The organism is Methylacidiphilum sp. Yel (assembly GCF_004421185.1).
Lineage (GTDB): Bacteria > Verrucomicrobiota > Verrucomicrobiia > Methylacidiphilales > Methylacidiphilaceae > Methylacidiphilum.
In genome coordinates, this window is sequence record NZ_LXQB01000031.1 from 1 (window position 1) to 19,865 (window position 19,865).

11 protein-coding genes and 1 pseudogene are annotated in these 19,865 nt (G+C 42.7%); 7 read left to right on the plus strand and 5 right to left on the minus strand.

Going from position 1 to position 19,865, the window contains the following annotated elements; genetic code table 11:
- Window positions 1–704 precede the first annotated feature (704 nt).
- The 3 genes and pseudogenes from A7Q09_RS05790 (at window position 705) to A7Q09_RS05800 (ending at window position 4,052) form a co-directional block, all read left to right on the plus strand.
- Complete coding sequence (locus tag A7Q09_RS05790) at window positions 705–1,334, plus strand: IS607 family transposase (RefSeq protein ID WP_134390338.1); 630 nt, start codon at window positions 705–707, stop codon at window positions 1,332–1,334.
- Window positions 1,331–1,459 (plus strand): annotated as a pseudogene (locus A7Q09_RS11280) (helix-turn-helix domain-containing protein); the annotation flags it as partial. The gene A7Q09_RS05790 and the pseudogene A7Q09_RS11280, both read left to right, overlap by 4 nt.
- Window positions 1,460–1,973: 514 nt before the next feature.
- Window positions 1,974–4,052 carry an NAD(+) synthase gene (locus tag A7Q09_RS05800; protein WP_134390339.1) on the plus strand — a complete coding sequence of 693 codons (2,079 nt, stop codon included), beginning with the start codon at window positions 1,974–1,976 and terminating at the stop codon, window positions 4,050–4,052.
- On the opposite strand, the gene A7Q09_RS05805 is transcribed toward A7Q09_RS05800, so the two are convergent.
- Together A7Q09_RS05805 and A7Q09_RS05810 are read right to left on the minus strand one after the other, a co-directional pair.
- Window positions 3,959–4,732, minus strand: coding sequence for an aminotransferase class IV (locus A7Q09_RS05805; protein ID WP_134390340.1), 774 nt, complete (start codon window positions 4,730–4,732; stop codon window positions 3,959–3,961). The genes A7Q09_RS05800 and A7Q09_RS05805 overlap by 94 nt on opposite strands.
- A gap of 17 nt (window positions 4,733–4,749) precedes the next feature.
- Window positions 4,750–6,933: a protein-disulfide reductase DsbD gene (locus A7Q09_RS05810; protein WP_134390341.1), complete on the minus strand. Its 2,184-nt coding sequence runs from the start codon at window positions 6,931–6,933 to the stop codon at window positions 4,750–4,752.
- Between the two features lie 183 nt (window positions 6,934–7,116).
- On the opposite strand from A7Q09_RS05810, the gene A7Q09_RS05815 reads away from it, so the two are divergent.
- A complete protein-coding gene (locus tag A7Q09_RS05815) occupies window positions 7,117–8,571 on the plus strand; it encodes an excinuclease ABC subunit UvrC (protein ID WP_134390342.1) in 1,455 nt (484 codons plus the stop codon).
- Window positions 8,572–8,800: 229 nt separating this feature from the next.
- Here the strand turns inward: A7Q09_RS05815 and purL are convergent, their stop codons facing one another.
- Complete coding sequence (gene purL, locus A7Q09_RS05820) at window positions 8,801–11,095, minus strand: phosphoribosylformylglycinamidine synthase subunit PurL (protein ID WP_244228564.1); 2,295 nt, start codon at window positions 11,093–11,095, stop codon at window positions 8,801–8,803.
- An 8-nt stretch (window positions 11,096–11,103) separates the two neighbouring features.
- Window positions 11,104–12,240, minus strand: a complete 1,137-nt coding sequence (locus A7Q09_RS05825) for an N-acetylglucosamine-6-phosphate deacetylase (RefSeq protein WP_244228565.1) — start codon at window positions 12,238–12,240, stop codon at window positions 11,104–11,106.
- Between the two features lie 204 nt (window positions 12,241–12,444).
- On the opposite strand from A7Q09_RS05825, the gene miaB reads away from it, so the two are divergent.
- From miaB to putA, 3 genes are all read left to right on the plus strand, one after another.
- Window positions 12,445–13,839: a tRNA (N6-isopentenyl adenosine(37)-C2)-methylthiotransferase MiaB gene (gene miaB / locus A7Q09_RS05830; protein ID WP_134390345.1), complete on the plus strand. Its 1,395-nt coding sequence runs from the start codon at window positions 12,445–12,447 to the stop codon at window positions 13,837–13,839.
- Between the two features lie 304 nt (window positions 13,840–14,143).
- On the plus strand, window positions 14,144–15,196 hold the full coding sequence (locus A7Q09_RS05835; protein WP_134390346.1) for an AI-2E family transporter: 1,053 nt from the start codon (window positions 14,144–14,146) through the stop codon (window positions 15,194–15,196).
- A gap of 58 nt (window positions 15,197–15,254) precedes the next feature.
- The gene (gene putA, locus A7Q09_RS05840) at window positions 15,255–18,326 is read left to right on the plus strand and encodes a bifunctional proline dehydrogenase/L-glutamate gamma-semialdehyde dehydrogenase PutA (protein ID WP_134390347.1); all 3,072 of its coding nucleotides are present in this window, start codon (window positions 15,255–15,257) and stop codon (window positions 18,324–18,326) included.
- Window positions 18,327–18,340: 14 nt separating this feature from the next.
- Here the strand turns inward: putA and A7Q09_RS05845 are convergent, their stop codons facing one another.
- Window positions 18,341–19,738: an aspartyl protease family protein gene (locus A7Q09_RS05845; protein WP_244228568.1), complete on the minus strand. Its 1,398-nt coding sequence runs from the start codon at window positions 19,736–19,738 to the stop codon at window positions 18,341–18,343.
- Window positions 19,739–19,865 lie beyond the last annotated feature (127 nt).

Here is a 19,865-nt window from a genome sequence, read left to right on the forward strand (position 1 = left end):
CTGTCTGTGCAGGTCCACCGCTGCGACTTCCGGCTGCTGCCCCTCCAAAGGGACCTCTTTTACGCCTTCCTTGCTCGCTTCGTCTCCGAAGACAGGCTCGATGCACACCATACCAAGATGGCTTGTGGCCGGGTGCGGAACCGCTTCTGCGGCGGGCGGCCGTCGAGCTTCGGTCAACCTGCAAGCGGAGCCGGCCGTCGCCGTCTCCCACGTCCTCCGGGGCGTCAGAGCGGTGCGCCTGCCGAAAGGGAACGCCAGCCGACGATGAGAACGGGCACGTCGCAGTGCTTGGCTTCTCAAGCAAGCGGGAAGGGCGCGAGGAGTCGGCATGTCTCATCCCTAGAACCTCCTGGCTTTAACCCTGGGGAGGTTCAGAAGGAAGATTTACGCTTCAAAACGATTGGCTGATTCTTGCGATGGAAGTCATACTAGATCCTCTTCATTTGTTTTTCAATTGTCTTCTTGTAGATTCACCCTCTGGAATGATGTCAAGGATCAAGGGAATCCCATTCAAAAGACCCTGCCTCAAGAATTCTATCTTAAACAGTTTCCCAGTTTATTTATGGATCCATTCCTTCTTTGTGAGTAGGGCAGAGAATGTATCCAGTGATACAATCTGCAGGTAGATCGAATCGCTTGAGAAAAAAGATGGAACAGTTCCAATTTAAGTTGAACTTTCTTGCGCAAAGATATACATTCAGAAAATGTCTCGCAAGCTAGTCAGCATTCAAGAGGCCGCCAAGTTCCTGGGGGTCGCGCCGCAAACGCTGCGACGCTGGGAGCGCGAGGGCAAGCTTCTTCCTGATGAACGCACTGTTGGCGGGCAGCGTCGCTACGACCTTGCGCGACTTCGGCCTGATCAATTCTATGCGTCGGAGGCGGCGCGTCGCACCATCGCCTACGCCCGTGTGTCCAGCATCGAGCAGAAAGATGAACTGGAGCGGCAAAAGCAGCTGCTTGAACTCTACTGCGCCCGGCAAGGTTGGACGTTCGAAGTCATTGCCGACTTGGGCTCTGGGATGAACTACCACAAGAAAGGCTTAAAGCGGCTGCTGGAAGCGATCATCGACGGGCAGGTCGGGCGCTTGGTCATCACCCACAAAGACCGGCTGCTCCGCTTTGGTGCGGAACTGGTCTTCGCCATTTGCGAGGCCAAGGAGGTTGAGGTTGTGATCCTCAATCAGGGTGAGGAGACGAACTTCGAGGAAGATTTGGCCAAGGACGTGCTGGAGATCATCACCGTGTTCAGCGCCCGTCTCTACGGCAGCCGCTCAGGCAAGACCCAGAAGCTGCTTGATGACGTCAAAAAAGCCGTGGACGAATCTCAGCTATGATCGTTGCCCACAAAATCGCGCTGGACCCAAACCATAAGCTGGGCACCTACTTTGCCAAGGCGGCGGAGACCGCTCGGTTTGCCTACAATTGGGCGCTTGCCCAGTGGCAGAGGCAATACTTAGCATCAGTTGAGCATTTGATACTCCACGGAGCTAAAGCTCTCGGATTCTTGGGGAGCAGACTCGCAAGCCGAGAATTCAGCCTTACGCCATTAACCTATCCTTGTGTGTTCTACTCTTAAGTCCCCTACTCTGCTGCACAGGACTATAAAGTCTCCACTTCCCAAAGCCTGGGCAACTGTTTTTTTTCGACCTAGGCAATTTTTGCATATAGCTCTGTTGGTTCAGGATATGTCTTCAGTCCCGTCTTCTAGGCGTTTTTGCCTAGGCCAAAAAAGTGGTTATATGCAACTGGCAGCATCCAATGACTTGAAAAACCATTAAACAAGCATCCAGAGTCTTTTTTTAGGTTAAAAAATCATAGGAAAGAAAGATAAAAAAGAGAACAGGCTACAAAGGAGGAAAAAATAGAAAATATTTATTAATTATTCTTATGTGTAATTTTATTGAAATCTTTAACGAAATTTTCTTTTCTTTTCTCTTTCTTCTCTTAGAGAATCAAAAAATATTTTAATAATAATGGGAAGATATAATTTTTTTAATTTCTATAATCACAATTTTGTAAGAGTAGCGATAGCTATTCCCGTAGGCAAAGTAGCAGATCCTTTTTACAATATTGAGCAGATTATCGAGCTCAGCAAAAAAGCAGCCCAAAAAAAATCAGCGCTGGTCGTCTTCCCCGAACTAAGCATTTCTTCATATTCTTGTGAGGATCTTTTTCATCAAGCTGCTCTGCTTAATAGCTCTTTAGAAGCCTTAGATAAACTCCTCGAAGCCTCGGTTGCTCTTCCTATACTTATTCTTGTAGGGCTTCCATTACAAATTAACCAACTTCTTTTCAATTGTGCAGTTCTCCTTTGCCAAGGAAAAATCCTAGGAGTTATCCCCAAAAGCTATCTTCCTAACTATCGGGAGTTTTATGAACCAAGACAGTTTTCCCAAGCTTCTTATGCCACTGAAAAATCTATTGATCTCTTAGGACAACGTGCTGTTCCTTTTGGCACCAACCTGATTTTTCAATGGGAAGAACAACCGCTTTTTAAATTAGCCGTTGAAATCTGCGAAGATCTCTGGGTTCCCCTTCCCCCTTCCTCCTTTGCTGCCCTTGCAGGGGCTACCATTTTAGTGAATCTTTCGGCTTCCAATGTGACAATTGGCAAAAGCGATTATAGAAAACTCCTTGTGGCAAGTCAATCTGGAAGGTGCATTGCCGCCTACATTTACAGTGCAGCAGGATTTGGGGAATCGACTACGGATCTTGCATGGGATGGAGAAGGATTGATCTATGAAAATGGAACAAAACTAGCCGAAACTCAAAGATTTTCCTATCAATCCCAGCTTATCTTTGCTGAGATTGATCTTGACAGACTCCAAGCTGATAGGATGCGACAAAATAGTTTTGGGCAAACCAAAGTGGAATTCCATACGCAGATTGAAGCCTTCAAAATCCTTTCTTTTTCCTTAGCAAGGGAAAAAGATAATTGCCTTCTGTTGGAAAGAGAAATAGAACGATTCCCTTATGTTCCTAGTGATTCCTTAAGTCGAGATCAAAGATGCCAAGAGGTTTATGCCATTCAGACTCAAGGGCTAGTCCAACGACTAAAAGCTACAGGCATTTCTAAAACGGTCATTGGGGTATCTGGTGGACTTGATTCTGCACATGCACTCATTATTTGTGCAAAAGCAATGGATATATTGAAACTGCCTAGAAAAAACATTTTGGCCTGTACTATGCCAGGCTTTGCAACAACAAAAAAAACGCTCGAGCAAGCTCGCAAACTTATTGAAGCCATTGGTTCTCAAGAATATTTCATAGACATTCGACCTAGCTGTATGCAGCTTTTCAAGGACATTGGCCATCCTTTTGCCCAAGGACAAAAGCTTTACGACATTACCTTTGAGAATGTTCAGGCGGGAGAACGAACCAATCATCTGTTCAGGCTTGCTAATCTAGTAAAGGGATTGGTCGTTGGCACAAGTGATTTAAGCGAACTCGCATTAGGTTGGTCTACCTATGGCGTGGGCGATCACATGGCTCATTACCACGTCAATGCCAGTGTCCCTAAGACTCTTATAAAATTTCTTGTTCGCTGGGTTTCCAAAAGGGAGGAGCTAGGCCAAAAAGTGAGTATTGTTCTCAACGAAGTCCTTGATACGATTGTCAGTCCTGAACTTATTCCTGGAGAAGATGGTCAGGAATTTCTGCAAAGTTCCGAAAAAGAAATTGGGCCTTATAACCTCCAAGACTTCCATCTATACTATACATTAAGATATGGGTATTTACCTACAAAGACCGCCTTTTTAGCATGGAGTGCATGGCATGATCAGAATAAGGGTCATTGGCCAGAAATCAAAGGAAATAAGGAAGCCTATAGGATAGATCAAATAAAACACTGGTTGAAAGTCTTTCTTGACCGCTTTTTCCGAATGAGCCAATTTAAGAGAAGCTGCATAGCTAACGCTCCTAAAGTTGGCTCTGGAGGCTCCCTAAGCCCAAGAAGTGACTACCGAGCTCCCTCGGATAGTTCTTCTCTCCCCTGGTTAAAGGATTGGGAACGGATCCCAGATTCCGAAGAAAGTTTCTTAAGCAAGCTATAAGTGTCAGCCAACAGTCCCTCCAGAACGGTGGTGATCCTTCCTTTCTTCAGAATCTTACTTTCGAAGCGCACAACCGGTTTAATGCCTATCCAGCTATTGGTTAGAAAAATTTCATCAGCAGCCTGGAGAGTTTCTGGACCAAAATGTGCTTCTGCCACATCTATCTGCGACATAACCCACTGTCTTATTACTCCGTTGCGGCATCCTGTCTGCAGAGAGGGAGTAAAAACCTTGTCATTTTTCACAAAAAAAATGTTACTCATCGCTCCAGAAACCACTTGCCCCTGCTCATTTAATAGAATCGCTTCATCAGCATTGACTGAAAGCCTTGCTTGAAAGTGGGAAAGGTAACTTAATGTTTTTAACCTACTGTCCCAATTTCGTGAACCAACCCTAACCTCTGAAATCTCCAAAGAAAAGCCCCCTTTAGTTTCAAAAGGAAGAGGCTCAAAAAATTCTTTTTCTTCTCTAGGTCCAACAATCCACCGCCATTTCCCGCTTGCTTCTTTAGGTAAATGCAGGCTCCCATGGCGAAAATCTATTTTAGGGCAAAGCCCTAGGGTTTTTGCACTTTCCAAAAGACTTCTCCAATGTTCTTCAACAAAAAATGCTGTTCCATTTTCTACTCTAAGGGTTTCAAAAACCCCAAAACCAGGAGAAAAAGTAATGGGCAGCTCCATAAGTAGGTAGAATAGGCCTATTGAAAATACTCCTCGCTCTTCGTTTGTGCTTCTTTCTGTTTTTTGGCTTTTTCGATTTTGTTCAACACATCCAAAAGCATGTTCGGAGTAATGACTTCTGGCAAAAGGATGGGCGAGGAGGAATCAACACCGTAAAAAACATAGGTTGGTACTCCACTTCTTCCCAAACTTTCCAACGCTTCAGTAATCTTTGGATCCCGATTGGTCCAATCCGCTTCCATCTTCACGACACCTACTTCTTCAAACTTTTTTTTCACTGCTGGATTTTGCAATGCTATCTTTTTATTCACCTGACAGGTAAGGCACCAAGAAGCGGTAAAATCTACAAAAACAGGAATTCCCTGCTGTTTATATTCTTCTAATTTAGCTTCCGAAAAGGGAATCCATTCCTCTTTTTTAGCCGTTTTCAGTACAAAAAGCCGCTCCGTTTCAACAACCGCATAATAAAAGCTAGTGGAAAGGATAGCCAATGCAAGGAGGGATGATACAACTCGCACTCCAAGAGGATGAAAGGGAGTGCTAAATTTACCATAAATCCAAGAGCCAAATCCGACAAAAAGCAACGCCACTAGAATATCCAATGTTCCGTCAATTCCTCGGAGTTTTCCATAAACCCAAATCAGCCAAATCACCGCACCAAGAATAGGAAAGGCAAGGAACTGTTTAAAAGCAACCATCCATGGCCCTGGTTTTGGCAGCAGTCTCAAGAGGCTTGGAAATACAGACAACAAAAAGACGGGGAAAGCCATACCCAAGCCAAGCGATGTAAAGACCAGGACAATGACAACCGGGGGTTGTGCAAGGGCAAAACCAATGGCCGATCCCATGAATGGAGCTGTACAAGGAGAGGCCACTAAGGTTGCTAAAACCCCATTTAAGAATGAGCCTAAATATCCCTTTGCCTTTTCGGCTATAGACTGAGCAGATATCAAAGAGAGGCCGATCTCATAGACTCCCAGTAAGTTCAAAGCAATAAGGAAAAAGAAAAGAGCCATAAAAGCAACAAACGGTGGCGATTGGAGTTGAAACCCCCACCCTAACTCTAATCCTTTTTCTCTTAAAAAAATTAACAACCCTACAACAATCCAGAACGAACTCAATACGCCCAATACAAACAAAAGTCCATGAATTATGGAAGAACTTCCCTCTTCCTTAGCCGCACCTACCAAATTTAAGACTTTCAAAGAAATCACTGGCAACACACAGGGCATCAGATTGAGAATTAGTCCACCAATAAAACCAAGGCCTAGATAAGAAAAAAATTTTTTGTTGAAATAAAATGGAACCTCTTTTTTTTGCGTTTCAGTTTTGGGGGAAATGAATTTTTTAGCTCGAATATCCCAATTAATTTTTTCAATACCTTTCCAATCCGAAAGTTTTGCTGTGAATACCCCACTTAAAGGCTCTGTAACTGTCCCCGCGTTACTGGGACGTGCTATTTCCAATGATATCCCTTCTTTTCGTAATCGAATCTGCTGGGGAGCAGAATATTGAATAATTCCATTCTGATAAGGAAAAAAATGAGCGGATTCGAAATTAAGGACTTTGCCGGTTTTATTTTGAAAAAAAAGGGTAAGATTTTTTTCCGAAGCTAAAAAGCTTATTTCTATAGAAGAGGGAGGACTACGGGGGATTTCATATTTAGCCTTTTGAAAGCTTTCTTTCAAAGTTTCATCAACTCTTGGACTATTTTCAACAGGCAAGGTCAATGTGAGATCTGCACTTCCAGGAATGCAATTTTGTGCGCATTCGACCCATTGGACATAAGCTTTCAGTGTTACGGTAGAACCCACCTGCTGCTCCTGAGACAGATCCATAGGTATCAAAAGCCAGCATTCTCCTTCATATCCGTAGCTAGTAAGAGGAGGCAGCGAGATAACACTTGGACTTGGCCATTGGATCGTTCCTGGATGCAATCCAGCAGGAAGAGTCCAATCGATTTTTGTAGCCGAACCAGCATCTCCTGGATTCAACCAATAAGTATGCCAGCCCTCATCCATTTTCAGCCGGACGGCCACATAGAAATGACTACCCGGAGCCACAGCATCAAGTTCAGATAAAAGACTAGCTTCGACATGCTTGCTTCTAGCCACATTCGATGTTGCCGCTAAAGCCGTTAAGGAAAAATAAAAAATAAAGAGAAAAAAAAGGCAGAACAATCTACAATAACAAGCTTTCATCTAAGGCATAAAATTTGTGACAACTAAGTTTAACCATTCTTTTATAAAAGAACTAATCATATTCGCTGCGAACAGGGAAAAAAAATAATGACCTCTCTTTTTAAAAGTGGCTTAAATTATATGGGAATAAAACAAAAACGCTTTTTATTTTTATATGTTAGGGGAGGTTTTAAACAATAGGCTATGTCGGTGCAAGAAAAAATCAGAACACTCCCTCACAAACCAGGGGTATATCTTTTTAAAGACAAGCTCAATCGGATTATTTATGTTGGCAAAGCCATAGATCTTCATAAGAGGGTTAGCCAGTATTTCCATCCATCAAAAAAATTTAGTGGGGATAGAAAATTAAAAGCACTAATCGAGACTGTTGCCGATCTTGAATTTTACTGCGTTCATTCGGAAGCCGAAGCAGTACTCTTAGAAGGAAGACTGATTAAAGAATTTAGGCCACGGTATAACATAAGCTTTAGAGATGATAAACGGTTCTTGTTAGTCAAAGTCGACTTAAACACACCCTTCCCAAGATTTCAAATTACGCGGTTAAAAAAACAAGATAATGCGAGATATTTTGGTCCATTCGCAAGTGCTAGTGCATTGAGGACCACACTGAATTTAATGAAAAAGAACTTTGGCCTCCGTTCCTGTTCAGCTGTGATTCCCACCGAAAAAGACTACAAACACTGTCTGGATCATATTATAAAAAATTGTTCGGCACCCTGCATAGGCAAAGTGAATCAAGCTGAATACTATCAAAGGGTTCAAAAAGCCTGTGAATTCCTTGAAGGCCGATCCAAAGAAATGACTAAGGAAATACGGCAAAAAATGGAGGAAGCCGCTCAGGCTCAAGAGTTTGAAAAAGCTGCAGAACTAAGAGATTTATTGGAAGCCTTGGAACAAACAACAAAACCGACTAGACGTTTTGCCAAACAGCTTCCAAAAGCCCTTTCTCCACTCGAAGATTTAGAAGAACTAAAAACGGTTCTCTCTCTTCCTAAACTGCCCCTGGTCATCGAATGCTTCGACATATCTAACATTTCTTCACTGCACAAAGTGGCTTCGATGGTTTTGTTCCGGGAGGGAAAAGCCGACCGTTCTTCCTACAGGCGATACCGAATTAAGACTGTTGTTGGACAAGATGATTTTGCCTGCATGGAAGAAGTCATCCGAAGAAGGTATAAAAGGATCCTCGAGGAGGGGGGAAAACTCGCCGATCTTATCATTGTCGATGGAGGCAAAGGTCAGCTTTCGAGTGCACTGAAAGCATTACATTCTCTTGGATTAAACAACCTTTCGTTGATTGGACTTGCTAAAGAAAATGAAGAAATCTACCGGGTGGGATGCTCTGAGCCCCTAATCCTTGATAAAAGCAGTGGGGCTTTACGCTTACTCCAAAGAATCAGGGATGAAGCCCATCGGGTGGCTAATGCCTATCATCAACTGCTCTTGAAGAAAAGAATGAAAGAAAGCATTCTCGATGAATGTCCTGGGGTGAGTGAAAACAGAAAAAAACTACTCATTCAATCTTTTGGCTCTGTAGATAGACTGAGAAAGGCTACTATTGAAGAAATCGCAGCTGTCAAAGGAATTGGAAAAAAACTTGCAGAAAAAATCTTTTCCTTTCTTGCTTCACGAAATTGATTGGATGGTCAATAGGAGATCCATTCAGGAAAAATTTTATCTTTTTTTTATCGCTATTCTTCTTTTCCATTGTCTTCGATTCAGTCTGACCTATTTCTAAGCTGCAGTGTGAGCTTAGTTTGGGTGGAAAGAAGAAAAGTTTTGTAGTCGGGGCCAGTTACTGTGTGTATAGAGGCAAAGAGTTAAGAGCTGCTTACCAATCGGCTATTGGAGCCCTTCTATTGCAGCGCTAAGCTCCTCCATAGTCTTCGGTTGTTGAGAGGAGGGCATCAAGCCCATTTTTCCAAGACTTCTCGATCTCTGTTCCCTTTAGTTCGATGCTTTCTTCTCCGTAGTGTAACCTCAGGACATAATCCTCAAGGACTTCTCCTATAACGACTGCTTCTAGTCCCTTATGTTGGCAATTCCAAAGAACTGCAGACAGTTTGTTTTTTGGAACCGAAACTATTGTTCTAGCGCCAGCTTCGTTAAACAGCAGCTCATCAAGCCTACGATTGGTCGGGAAAACAATCGAACAGCCCAGTTTTTTTCTTCCACTCCCCACACTTTCTATTAAGGCCAAAGCCAGCCCCCCTTCTGATAGATCGTGGGCCGTCGAAAGCAATCCTTCTGAAATCAAAAGACGTAAAACTTCATTGTGTTTCTTTTCTGCTTCTAAATGGAACCATGGAAGTTGATTTCCAGTTATTCCCAACCGTTCTTGAAGATATAAGGAGCCTTGGAGACCTTCGCCCCAACCACCAAGAAGAACAATCGTCTCTCCGGGGTGTTGAAAGGATAGTTTGGGGATAGGCTTATCGGTTTCAATCAATCCTACGGCCCCAATGACGGGTGTGGGGAGAATGGCTCCATCTTTAGAATAATTATAAAAACTTACGTTGCCGCCTGTTACAGGAATATCAAAGAACCGACACGCTTCAGCAATGCCTCTAATCGTCTCTTTAAACTGCCAATAAACTAAAGAATTTTTAGGATCAGCAAAATTGAGATTATCGGTTATCCCTAAAGGAAGAGCTCCTACCACTGACAAATTTCTTATTGCTTCGGCCACGGCTATTTTTGCTCCATTATAGGGATCGATACCACAATAGCGTCCATTTCCATCTAAAGTAGCTGCTAAGCGGACCTGCTCATTTCCTAAAAATACTCTCAATACTGCAGCATCTGCGCCAGGCTCTTCAATGGCATGCAATCCTACAAGATAATCAAACTGTCTATAAATCCATTCTCGAGAAGAATTTTGAGGAAGCGCGGCAAATGCCAATAGGAAAGCTTTGTAATCTATTGGTTGTGGTATTTTCTCTAGAGGTGGGAAAGAACTATTAGTTAGCAATGGCTCTGTGGCAGGCAACTCATAAACTGGAGCTTGATGGACGATCAAATCCGGAGAAAGCTCTATGGCTTTTTTGCCCCGATGATAAAAGCAAAGTTTTTCTTCTTCAATTACTTGACCAATTTGAGTAAAAGGCACATCCCATTTAGCGAAGATCGCTTTTGCTCGGTCTACTTTGTCTTTATGGATGATTAAAAGCATTCGTTCTTGAGATTCAGAAAGCAAGATCTCTTCAGCTAGCATATCTGCTTCACGTACAGGAACATTATCCAAATTTATTTCCATGCCCCTCTTTGCTCTAGAGGCCGTTTCTGAAGTCGAGCAGATCAATCCTGCCGCTCCCATGTCCTGTATCCCAACTACAACCCCCGCTTCCTGAAACAGCTCAAGACAAGCCGACATTAAGATCCTTCCCATAAAAGGATCGGCAATCTGAACAGAATATCGATCTTCGGTTTTATGCCCTTCTAGTTTCCGCGAAGCAAAAGCTGCCCCTTTGAGCCCATCTCTTCCTGTCTTTGATCCAGCTATAAACACCGGATTACCAATCCCCTCAGCCTTCCCCCGCTGGATCCGATCTACCCTGACTACTCCAAGACAAAAGACATTGACTAATGGGTTGCCCTCATAACTGCTATCAAAGGCTAGTTCCCCGCCCACGGTAGGAACTCCCACACAATTCCCGTAATGAGCAATGCCTGCTACTACATTCCGAAGCAGAAAAGCATTGTGAGAGGCTTGGGTAGTTTTTTCTGCTCGAATCTCCCCAAATCTCAAAGAATTCATAAAGCAGACTGGTCTAGCCCCCATAGTAAAAATGTCCCTGAATATTCCGCCAACTCCTGTTGCCGCTCCCTGAAATGGCTCAACGGCACTGGGATGATTATGAGATTCAATTTTGAATACGACAGCCCATCCGTTACCCAGATCGACTACGCCTGCATTTTCTTCTCCCGCTTTAACCAAGACCCGCTTGCCTGTTGTGGGTAATTTTTTTAGTTCCCTCTTCGAGCTTTTATAACAACAGTGTTCACTCCACATGACACCAATCAGAGCCATTTCAGCCCGCGTAGGGACTCTTCCCAGTAGCTGGACAAGCCTTTGATATTCGTCAAAGGAAAGTCCAAAGGATTTCAGTTCTTCCAGCACCTCACCGTTTTCAGTACTCAACCCCTCATTGGATGTCTTCATCTCTATTATTAGCTAGAAGAATATACTTTTTTTCCTTTATGGTAAAGCTCCCTCAAGTTCGGCCTAGGAGAGAGATCAAAGAGGCAAAAGCTGGCTTCATTGCCCTCTTTTAAACCATGAGCTATGCCCAGTATTTCAGCGGGACGCACCGAATAGGCATCCCACCACTCCCACCAGGGTATCCCTGTCATTTTATGAGCAAGAAAGACTCCATCAAAAGGCCGTAAAGTAGAGCCTCCAAGGCGACCACTTTGCTTCTCAATGGCTTTACCTTGGGGATCGACTACTATTTCTCTGTCCCCTAGGTGATAAATTCCAGGAGAAGCAGCCGCCCCAGCCATCGCATCAGAAACAAGGATCACTCTTGAACCCAAAGCTTTGGTTAATGCCCGAAAGGCTACCATAGGCACATGTTTGCCATCAGGAATCAAGGAAGCATAAGGAAGATCCGAGGCAATAACATCTAGAAGCACATTCTGAAATTTAGGAACAACAAAAGAAAGAGCATTGCCTAAATGCGTCCAAAGTTTGGCACCTGCAATAACAGCAGATTCTATAATTTCCCAAGAAGCTTCTGAATGCCCAATAGCTACTGCCGATCCCAAGGCAACTGCTTTCCTTATAAATTGTAACGAAAGCTCCTTGTCTATTTCAGGAGCAATAGTGATTAACTTGACCTTTTCACCGGAGGCTTCCATAACCTCGTCCAACCAGGATAGATCAGGTTTCATCATCCATTCTATTCGATGGACTCCTCGACAGCCTTCCGTAGAGGAAAGGAAAGGCCCCTCTAAATGAAAGCCAATACAGTTAAGCGGCAAAGCGCAATGGAGCTGGTTAAGTTTTTGAAGATATTTTTGGTAGCTATTCCTAGGACGAGTAATAATGGTAGCTAAAAAATGAGTGCAGCCATTTTCAAAAAGTTTTCGACAGAGTATTTCAAACTGTTCGCTTGAAAGTCCTTCGCTGTTTAAATCAATGCCTCCAAAACCGTTGATTTGAAGATCAACAAGCCCTGGGGCTATCCAGGGAAAAGAAAGAGAATCTGGACTGTTTGCTATCCTTTCGATTTTTTTGTATACCCCTTTCTCAATACTGATTGACAGTGGCAGTCCGCTACGATAATCTCTTGCTTCAATTTTCATACCATTGTTTTGAGGAGGCAATAAGGATTTAGTAACTCCTTGACTAGTTGTAAGTTCTTTTTATTTACGGTCATAAAAGTAAGGAAGGCTAACGGAAAGCTTCTTTTTTATATATCCTTATATTATATAGTCTTGGTATGCTTTTTATGAAATAGGTTATTGGAAAACAAAAAATTATTTTTTCAAACAAAAACAGAAAAGATTATGCCATTGGTTTTTCTTAAAACGTTTGGGTGTCAGATGAATGTCAGGGATTCGGAGCAGGTTCTCCAGGATTTTGTTGAGAAAGGCTATACAATTTCTACCTCTGAAAAGTTTTCGGACATCATTCTCATTAATACCTGTTCTGTAAGAGCTATGGCTGAAGATAAAGCCATCGATAAGATGCTTTCTCTGAAGGGGCTTAAAGAGAAAAATCCTTCGGTGGTATTGGGCATTATTGGCTGTATGGCACAAAACCGTGGGGAAGAAATAGCAAAAAAATATCCATTTATTGATCTTATCTTGGGCACCCAAAAATTCCATAAAGTCGCAGAAATTGCCGATCAAATTTATAGAAATCCACGAAGGCAGCAATGCTACATAGATCTTTCTGAGGAAGCAAACTCCCAAAATGCGATCACTAAACATTTAGCAAAGAAAAGACAAGCTGTGGCCTATGTTTCTATCATGCAAGGTTGCAGCATGCATTGTGCCTTTTGTATTGTCCCTACAACCCGCGGCGAAGAGCGCTCTAGACCCGTTTCTGAAATCTTCGAAGAAGCCCAAAGCCTTACAGCAAACGGGGTAAAAGAAATTATTTTGCTTGGCCAAATTGTTAATCGCTACGGAGCCAAAGAATTTTCTTGGAAAAACGGAAAATCTCCTTTTGTACAACTTCTCGAACAATTAAGTACCCTAAAAACTTTAGAACGGCTGCGGTTTACCTCTCCACATCCCATTGGTTTTAAAGAAGACCTCATCCAAGCTCTTAAAGAAATTCCTCAACTGTGTGAGCATGTGCATATTCCTGTACAATCAGGGAGCGATAGAATATTAAAAGCTATGCGCCGAGGATATACCCGTTCCAAGTTTCTTCAGCTTATCGAAAAGTTAAGGAAAGAGATTCCTGAGATAGCTCTTTCAACTGATGTGATTGTGGGTTATCCTGGAGAAACAGAAGAAGATTTTCTTCAGACCTGCTCACTACTTGAAGAAGTACAATTTGACAACGCTTTTATTTTTCGATATTCCCCGCGGGAAGGAACCACTGCAGCCAATCTGACGGAGCAGCTGAGAGAAGATATAAAATTTGAGCGCAATTACCGATTGTTAGAGATCCAAAACGCCATCACCTTAAAAAAATCCCAAAGACTTGTGGGTCAGACGGTAGAAATTTTAGTTGAAGGAGAAAGCAAAAAGAAAGCTGAAAAATTTCAGGGAAGGACAAGGACCAATCATCTTGTCATTATACCTAAAAACGAGCGATGGAGAGGAGAACTGCTACCAGTAAAAATTCTACAAACCACAGGTCACACCTTCTATGGTATTCCTGTACTTTCGGGCTTCGAGGATCAACCAGCCTTCGACCAAAAAGAAGAGATAAGCTCCGCTAGCTAAAAAAGAAAAATAGCAAAGGGATTCTACCATTAAGAATTAATTTTGCTTCCTTTTTGAATAAAAAAAGATTGGGAAATCTTACGGCAGGGAACATTTTTATCGCCAAGTGAAGCCCTTAAAGCTTACGGTTTACGATTGATCAGAGAAAAAGTATTTTAGAAAAAAGGATTTTTGATTTATTTTTGGCTGATTTTCCCTTGCTTTATATGGAAAATTACATCTTTGAGAATCCAAAAAAAGTGGAAAAGACCTCCTCAACATACCATTGTGTAATCTTGGACAATCTTTGCTTCCTAGCAATACAATGACATCCATGACACCAACTACCTACCAAAAAACCGCTAGGATCATCGCCTCGGTCCTCTTTGTCTTGATGGGTTTTTGGATTCTTCACGGCTTTCTTGTCGCTATGGCTTGGGCATTTCTTATCGCTATTGCCACTTGGCCTTTCTACAGTTGGGCAAGACTTAAACTGCCACGCAAAACCCCTAGTTGGGTTAGCTCCTTGCTTTTTACCCTACTAGTTGGCGCGCTGCTTTTTGGTCCCTTAATCTATGGAGTCTTTAAAGCAGGACAGGAAGCCATAGTCCTGGGTCAATTTATCGCACATGCACAAAGAGAAGGGGCTCCTGCTCCCGAGTGGTTACAACATATTCCTTTTATTGGCAATTGGTTAACCATACGCTGGAATAGCAATCTGGCAACACCTGAAGCTGCATCGAAGACTTTGGCTCATATCGATTCAGCGTTTTTATTCCGATGGGGTAAAACTATTGGTTTTCAAGTTATCCATAGGATGGAAGTCCTAGCTTTCACTCTGCTTACCCTGTTCTTTCTCTACCGAGATGGAAGAATACTTGGGAAAAAATCCCTATGTCTTATCCGCAAGCTTCTGGGAACTTCTGGAGAAAGGTACGCTTTACACCTTGTTTCCGTCATTCGAGGAACTGTCAATGGCTTGATTTTAGTTAGCTTAGGCGAAGGAATTTTATTAGGAATCGCCTATGCCATTGTGGGCTTACCAGATCCTGTAACCCTTGGAGGTATTACGGGGATTCTGGCGATGATTCCTTTTGCGGCTCCCCCAGTCTTTTGCACTGCAGCGCTTTTCCTTATCGCCCAAGGAATGATTATTCAAGCCATTGGGATCGTCATTTTCGGTTTTAGCGTTCTGTTTATAGCCGATCATTTTATAAGGCCTGTTTTAATCGGAGGAGCGGTAAACCTTCCTTTTTATTGGGTGCTGCTAGGAACTCTTGGAGGGCTTAGTACTTTTGGCTTGCTGGGGCTTTTTGCAGGGCCAACGATCATCGCTGCGCTCCTGGTTGCCTGGAAAGATTTTGTGGATACGCCTTAAACTTTCCGTTGCCAGTCCTCTCAATATGGAAAAATTTTTTTTATATTCCCCTTTCCTCATGAACTCCTATTTTCAGTTTTATACTTCTGCTTATGCCTCAAAAACTAGACGCAAAAAAATGAGACAGTTGGCTGCCTGGCCTGAATCCAAGAGAGCAACAGAATTGATCTACTCTTTTCAAAAGCTCGATCTTTCTGTTCCAGAAATAAACAATAGGCTCAACTCGATGCTCAAGTCTATAGGTCTGCACCAGAAAAGATCTCTAGCCGAAGCCTTGACAAAAGCCTATCCGTTGAATAGAAACGAAGGGCTCCTGCTTCTTAGGCTAGCTGAGGCCTTGCCCAGAATGCCTAACGATGAAACAGCTCTTCTTCTTTTTAAAGAGGCAATTCGAAAAGGAAATTGGCAAAATACAGACAGAAACCAATGGACTTCTTTCCTATTGAGCACGTTAAAATTTTTGCTTACCCACTGGCCCTCTCTTATCCTACCCTCATTCCTCACTGATGCAGTCCTCAAAACTTTTCTGCGCATTGTAACAAAGCTATTGGTTAACATATTTGTTTTAGCTCCAGATATTGAAAGCAGCCGAGAAAAGCTCCTTGGTCTAGTAGCCAAAGGAATACCTATATCTTTGGATCTTCTCGGAGAAGACGCATTAGGCAGTAGAGATGGCATAAGGCACTGGGAAAACTGTCATAAAGTAATTGAGTTACTAGGGATGATCAAAGCTTCCTTCCCACAGTCAGATCCAGAAATCTCCGTGAAATTGTCTGCATTAGATTCAAAATACGAGCTTCCTTATGGCCGCATTTCTTTTGAGAGAATATATTCTAAATTAAAATCTCTCTGTTTGAGTGCCTTTGAAAAAGACATCAGTCTCTGTATCGATGCCGAACAATATTTTCGATTGGAATTTACACTGGATCTCCTAGAAAGCCTTTTATCAGATAGGGATCTTGAGGGCTATAATAAATTAGGATTTGTTGTTCAGTCTTATTTAAAAAATAGTGAATCGCTAATCGACTATTTGGGAGAACTGTGCAAAGAGAAAAAAAGAAAACTATCCATTCGCCTCGTCAAAGGGGCCTACTGGGATCATGAGATTATCCGTTCCCAGTCACTAGGTCTTGGTTACTATCCCGTTTATACCTTAAAAGAACTCACCGAACTTTCCTATATGGCTTGTGTAAACAAGCTCTACGAACAAAGAGAGCTATTATCTACTCGCATTGCTACGCACAATCCCGCAACGATTGCAGCGGTCCTTGAGTTTTATATCTCTCGAAAAGAAAACAGGATTGAATTTCAAAGACTCTATGGTTTAGGAGAAGCTGTAGAAAACTGGCTAAAGGGGCAAGGATTTCCCACAAGAGTGTATATTCCCATTGGAACTGGCAAAGAACTGTTTGGCTATTTGGCAAGAAGACTCATAGAAAATGGAGCAGGGTTGGATGCCTTCGTTGCGCCTTTTGATTTTGACAAATTGTACTGGGATCTGCTGCAGAAGCTACAAAAGAGAGGGCATTTAGAAAATACAAAAATTCCTTTACCACCTCTCCTTTATAGAGATAGAGAAAATGCTCCTGGTTGCGATCTATCCAATCCGGAGGTTTGGGAGGAATTGGGAAGGAGGGAACCACCTTTTTTATCACCTCTCCAGCTCTTTTCTCATAACGCTACCACTAGCCGATTACGGGTCTTATCCCCTGCTAATAGCAAAGAAGTAGTTGGGGAAGTCCCGCTACCTTCAGATGCTGAAATTGAAAAGGTTCTCTCTCATACTGCCTCTTTTGCCTTGGAATGGGACCGACTACCTGTCGAACAAAGGGTAGAGATGGTTAGAAGGCTTGCCAAGGAAATTTGGGAATACAAGCATGATTTTCTCTATCTTTTGTGCGCGGAGGCAGGAAAAACGATTCCAAACGCCCTTGCTGAAATAAGAGAAGCAATAGATTTTTGTTATTACTACTCAAAAGAAGCGCTTAGGCTTTTTTCTAAGCCAATCTTGCTTCCTGGCCCAATGGGCGAAGAAAACAAACTGCACTATCACGGCAGAGGCCTGTGGGTATGTATTAGTCCTTGGAATTTCCCTCTTTCTATCTTTTTAGGCCAGCTTGTAGCTGCTTTATTAACTGGCAATGTAGTCGTGGCTAAACCAGCTGAAGAAACCCCTCTTATCGCCTTATTAGCTACAGAGCTTGCCTACAAAGCTGGCATTCCTAAAGAAGCTCTTTCTGTTGTTGCTGGGAATGGACAGATTGGACAAAAGCTAATCCTACATCCCTCCGTCCGAGGCGTCGCCTTTACAGGTTCTTTTGAAACAGCCAAACAAATCGCTCGATGCCTAAGTCAAAAAGAAGGTCCAATTGTCCCTCTGATCGCCGAAACAGGCGGGATCAATGGTATGGTGGTAGATGCCACGGCTGCAATAGAAAGAGCAGTCAAAGACATTATCTATTCAGCATTCAATCATGCTGGCCAAAGGTGTTCATCATTAAGAGTGTTGCTTGTCCAAAAAGAGATTTCCAAACAGTTACTCTCTTTGCTTTCAGATGCTTTGGAAGACATGTTTGTTGGAGATCCGCGTTATTCAGAAACTGATGTTGGACCAATTATCAGTCCCTCTCAGCTGGAAACACTAAATCAATTTTCTCATTTTTTTCGAAGTCATGGGCATTTATTGACTCAAGCACCTATTGGGAAAACCGCCTCAGCCTACGGTTATTACTTTGCTCCTCAGCTATTCGAAATTCCTTCGCTTGATCTTATCGATCGGGAGATATTTGGTCCTATCCTTCCCGTCCTCTCATTTTCTAAAGAAGAACTTCGTAGTCTCCTTCAAAAGCTTTACCAAAAAGGTTATGGTCTGACTATGGGACTTCAAACAAGGCTGGATAGTGAAATAGAAAGGCTTTCTTCTGAAGCTCCTGTTGGTAATTTTTATGTCAATCGCTCGATGATAGGAGCAACAGTTGAATCCCAGCCTTTCGGAGGTGAAGGTCTTTCAGGAACAGGGCCTAAAGCTGGAGGACCAAATTATCTTTTGCGCTTTGTTCACGAAAGACTCACTACTATCAATACGGCTGCTTTAGGAGATCCCTCCCTCTATTTTTTAGATGGCTCTTAACGTGGTAGAGGATTTTATTTGTGTTGGGAAGCCCTTTGGTCGGGTATAAAAAAATAGATTGTTTGATTCTTGTAGTCGATCGTCGAGACCTGATCATAAAAAAAACCAAATCCGATCATCCCCCCAGTCCAAAATCCTAAATTCCCACTCATGTCCATTGGCAAGGATCCAACACCCCCTTGCAAAATCCCTCGGATCCTTTCCCCCATGATTTCAAGCTGATTAGCAAGTCCAAGTTCCAATGGGCTTTGGCTCGTTCCCAATCCCCAGTGCATATCAATCGATTGACCACTCTTATGATGAATGTAAGGTCCGCTTTGATCTGAAAAAAAATTTTGCTCTAGCCAAACCTTTGAGAGGTTAGCCACAAGTGGAGAACATATAAAATATCCAGGAGTGCCTGTATCTAATAGGAATAAAAGTGGCATACTATTATTGATTTTCCCTTGTACTACAAGCGTCTGAGCTGGTCCTATGAGAAAGGGAATAGCTCTTATTCTTCCGTTACTTAAGCTCAAACTTTTGAAGCTGGATAGAGGATCCTCCTTCGAAAATCTTAAGATAAAAAATTTGGGACCACTTTTCCATCTGCCGCGAAGATCGAATGTTGGAAGAAAATGAGACAAAAAATTTTCTCCAAGGATCCCATCAATTTCCAATCCTGTTCTAGGGATAGCTAACAAAGAGTGGACCACGGCCGGAACGTTCCTAATAGTTGCCCCTCCAATGTTCATAGAATGGATTTTCCCAAACTGAATCCAATAGCTTCCCATAGTACCCGTTTCTTTTTCTTTTCTGAACAGTTCCATTTGAGCCTTATTGGCAAGGCGCGGACTCAAAATGACATATGTCGATCCTGTATCGATCATAAATCGGGCTTTAATTCCTCCAGATAATTCAGTTTCAATAATTGGATAGGGAACAAAGTCTTTGAACCGAACGGCTACTTGTTCTCTGGTTGAGTCTACCGCAAAAGGCTTTTGATCTTTATGAAAGCTTTTTAAAAGATCCCCTAGTCCTAATTCACCCAATTCATAAGCGAGTGGAACTGCAAGGGAATAGCGGTCTTCCCGTATGTATATTTCTTTTAAAAGAGCCTTTGGCCGTCTTTCTTCGGGCTGAATTTTTAAAGCTCTATGAAAAGCTTCTCTTGCCAGCTCAAGATTCCCCCTGCCCAAAGCAGATTCTCCTATAACCATCCAGCAAGAAAAACAGGAAGGATTCTTTTGCAAAAGAGTCCTTGCCATTCTGGATGCTTCTTCAAAACGGCCACTCCGATAGAGTAGATTTAACCGTTGCTCTGTTGCTTGTTGCTCGCTACTTAAGGCAAGGAGGTCTGAAGAAAAAAAACTAAAATACAGGGCAAAAAAGAAAAAAGAAAAAAAAGACTTCTTTAAAGGTTCGTCCTTCATAAAGATTGACATCCTCCCCATGCCTAAAGGCAGGGGATTCCTGGAGATAACTGACCAGATTTAGCCAGGGCAAGCTCTCCGATGAGGGTGTTGAGGTTTTGATAGACCCTGACACTCTCATCGGCCT

Bases quoted from the DNA above. Each gene is read 5' to 3' on its own strand.
- A7Q09_RS05790 (WP_134390338.1), top strand. From the start codon at position 705: ATGTCTCGCAAGCTAGTCAGCATTCAAGAGGCCGCCAAGTTCCTGGGG.
- A7Q09_RS05800 (WP_134390339.1), top strand. From the start codon at position 1,974: ATGGGAAGATATAATTTTTTTAATTTCTATAATCACAATTTTGTAAGA.
- A7Q09_RS05805 (WP_134390340.1), bottom strand. From the start codon at position 4,732: ATGGAGCTGCCCATTACTTTTTCTCCTGGTTTTGGGGTTTTTGAAACC.
- A7Q09_RS05810 (WP_134390341.1), bottom strand. From the start codon at position 6,933: ATGAAAGCTTGTTATTGTAGATTGTTCTGCCTTTTTTTTCTCTTTATT.
- A7Q09_RS05815 (WP_134390342.1), top strand. From the start codon at position 7,117: ATGTCGGTGCAAGAAAAAATCAGAACACTCCCTCACAAACCAGGGGTA.
- purL (WP_244228564.1), bottom strand. From the start codon at position 11,095: ATGAAGACATCCAATGAGGGGTTGAGTACTGAAAACGGTGAGGTGCTG.
- A7Q09_RS05825 (WP_244228565.1), bottom strand. From the start codon at position 12,240: ATGAAAATTGAAGCAAGAGATTATCGTAGCGGACTGCCACTGTCAATC.
- miaB (WP_134390345.1), top strand. From the start codon at position 12,445: ATGCCATTGGTTTTTCTTAAAACGTTTGGGTGTCAGATGAATGTCAGG.
- A7Q09_RS05835 (WP_134390346.1), top strand. From the start codon at position 14,144: ATGACATCCATGACACCAACTACCTACCAAAAAACCGCTAGGATCATC.
- putA (WP_134390347.1), top strand. From the start codon at position 15,255: ATGAACTCCTATTTTCAGTTTTATACTTCTGCTTATGCCTCAAAAACT.
- A7Q09_RS05845 (WP_244228568.1), bottom strand. From the start codon at position 19,738: ATGAAGGACGAACCTTTAAAGAAGTCTTTTTTTTCTTTTTTCTTTTTT.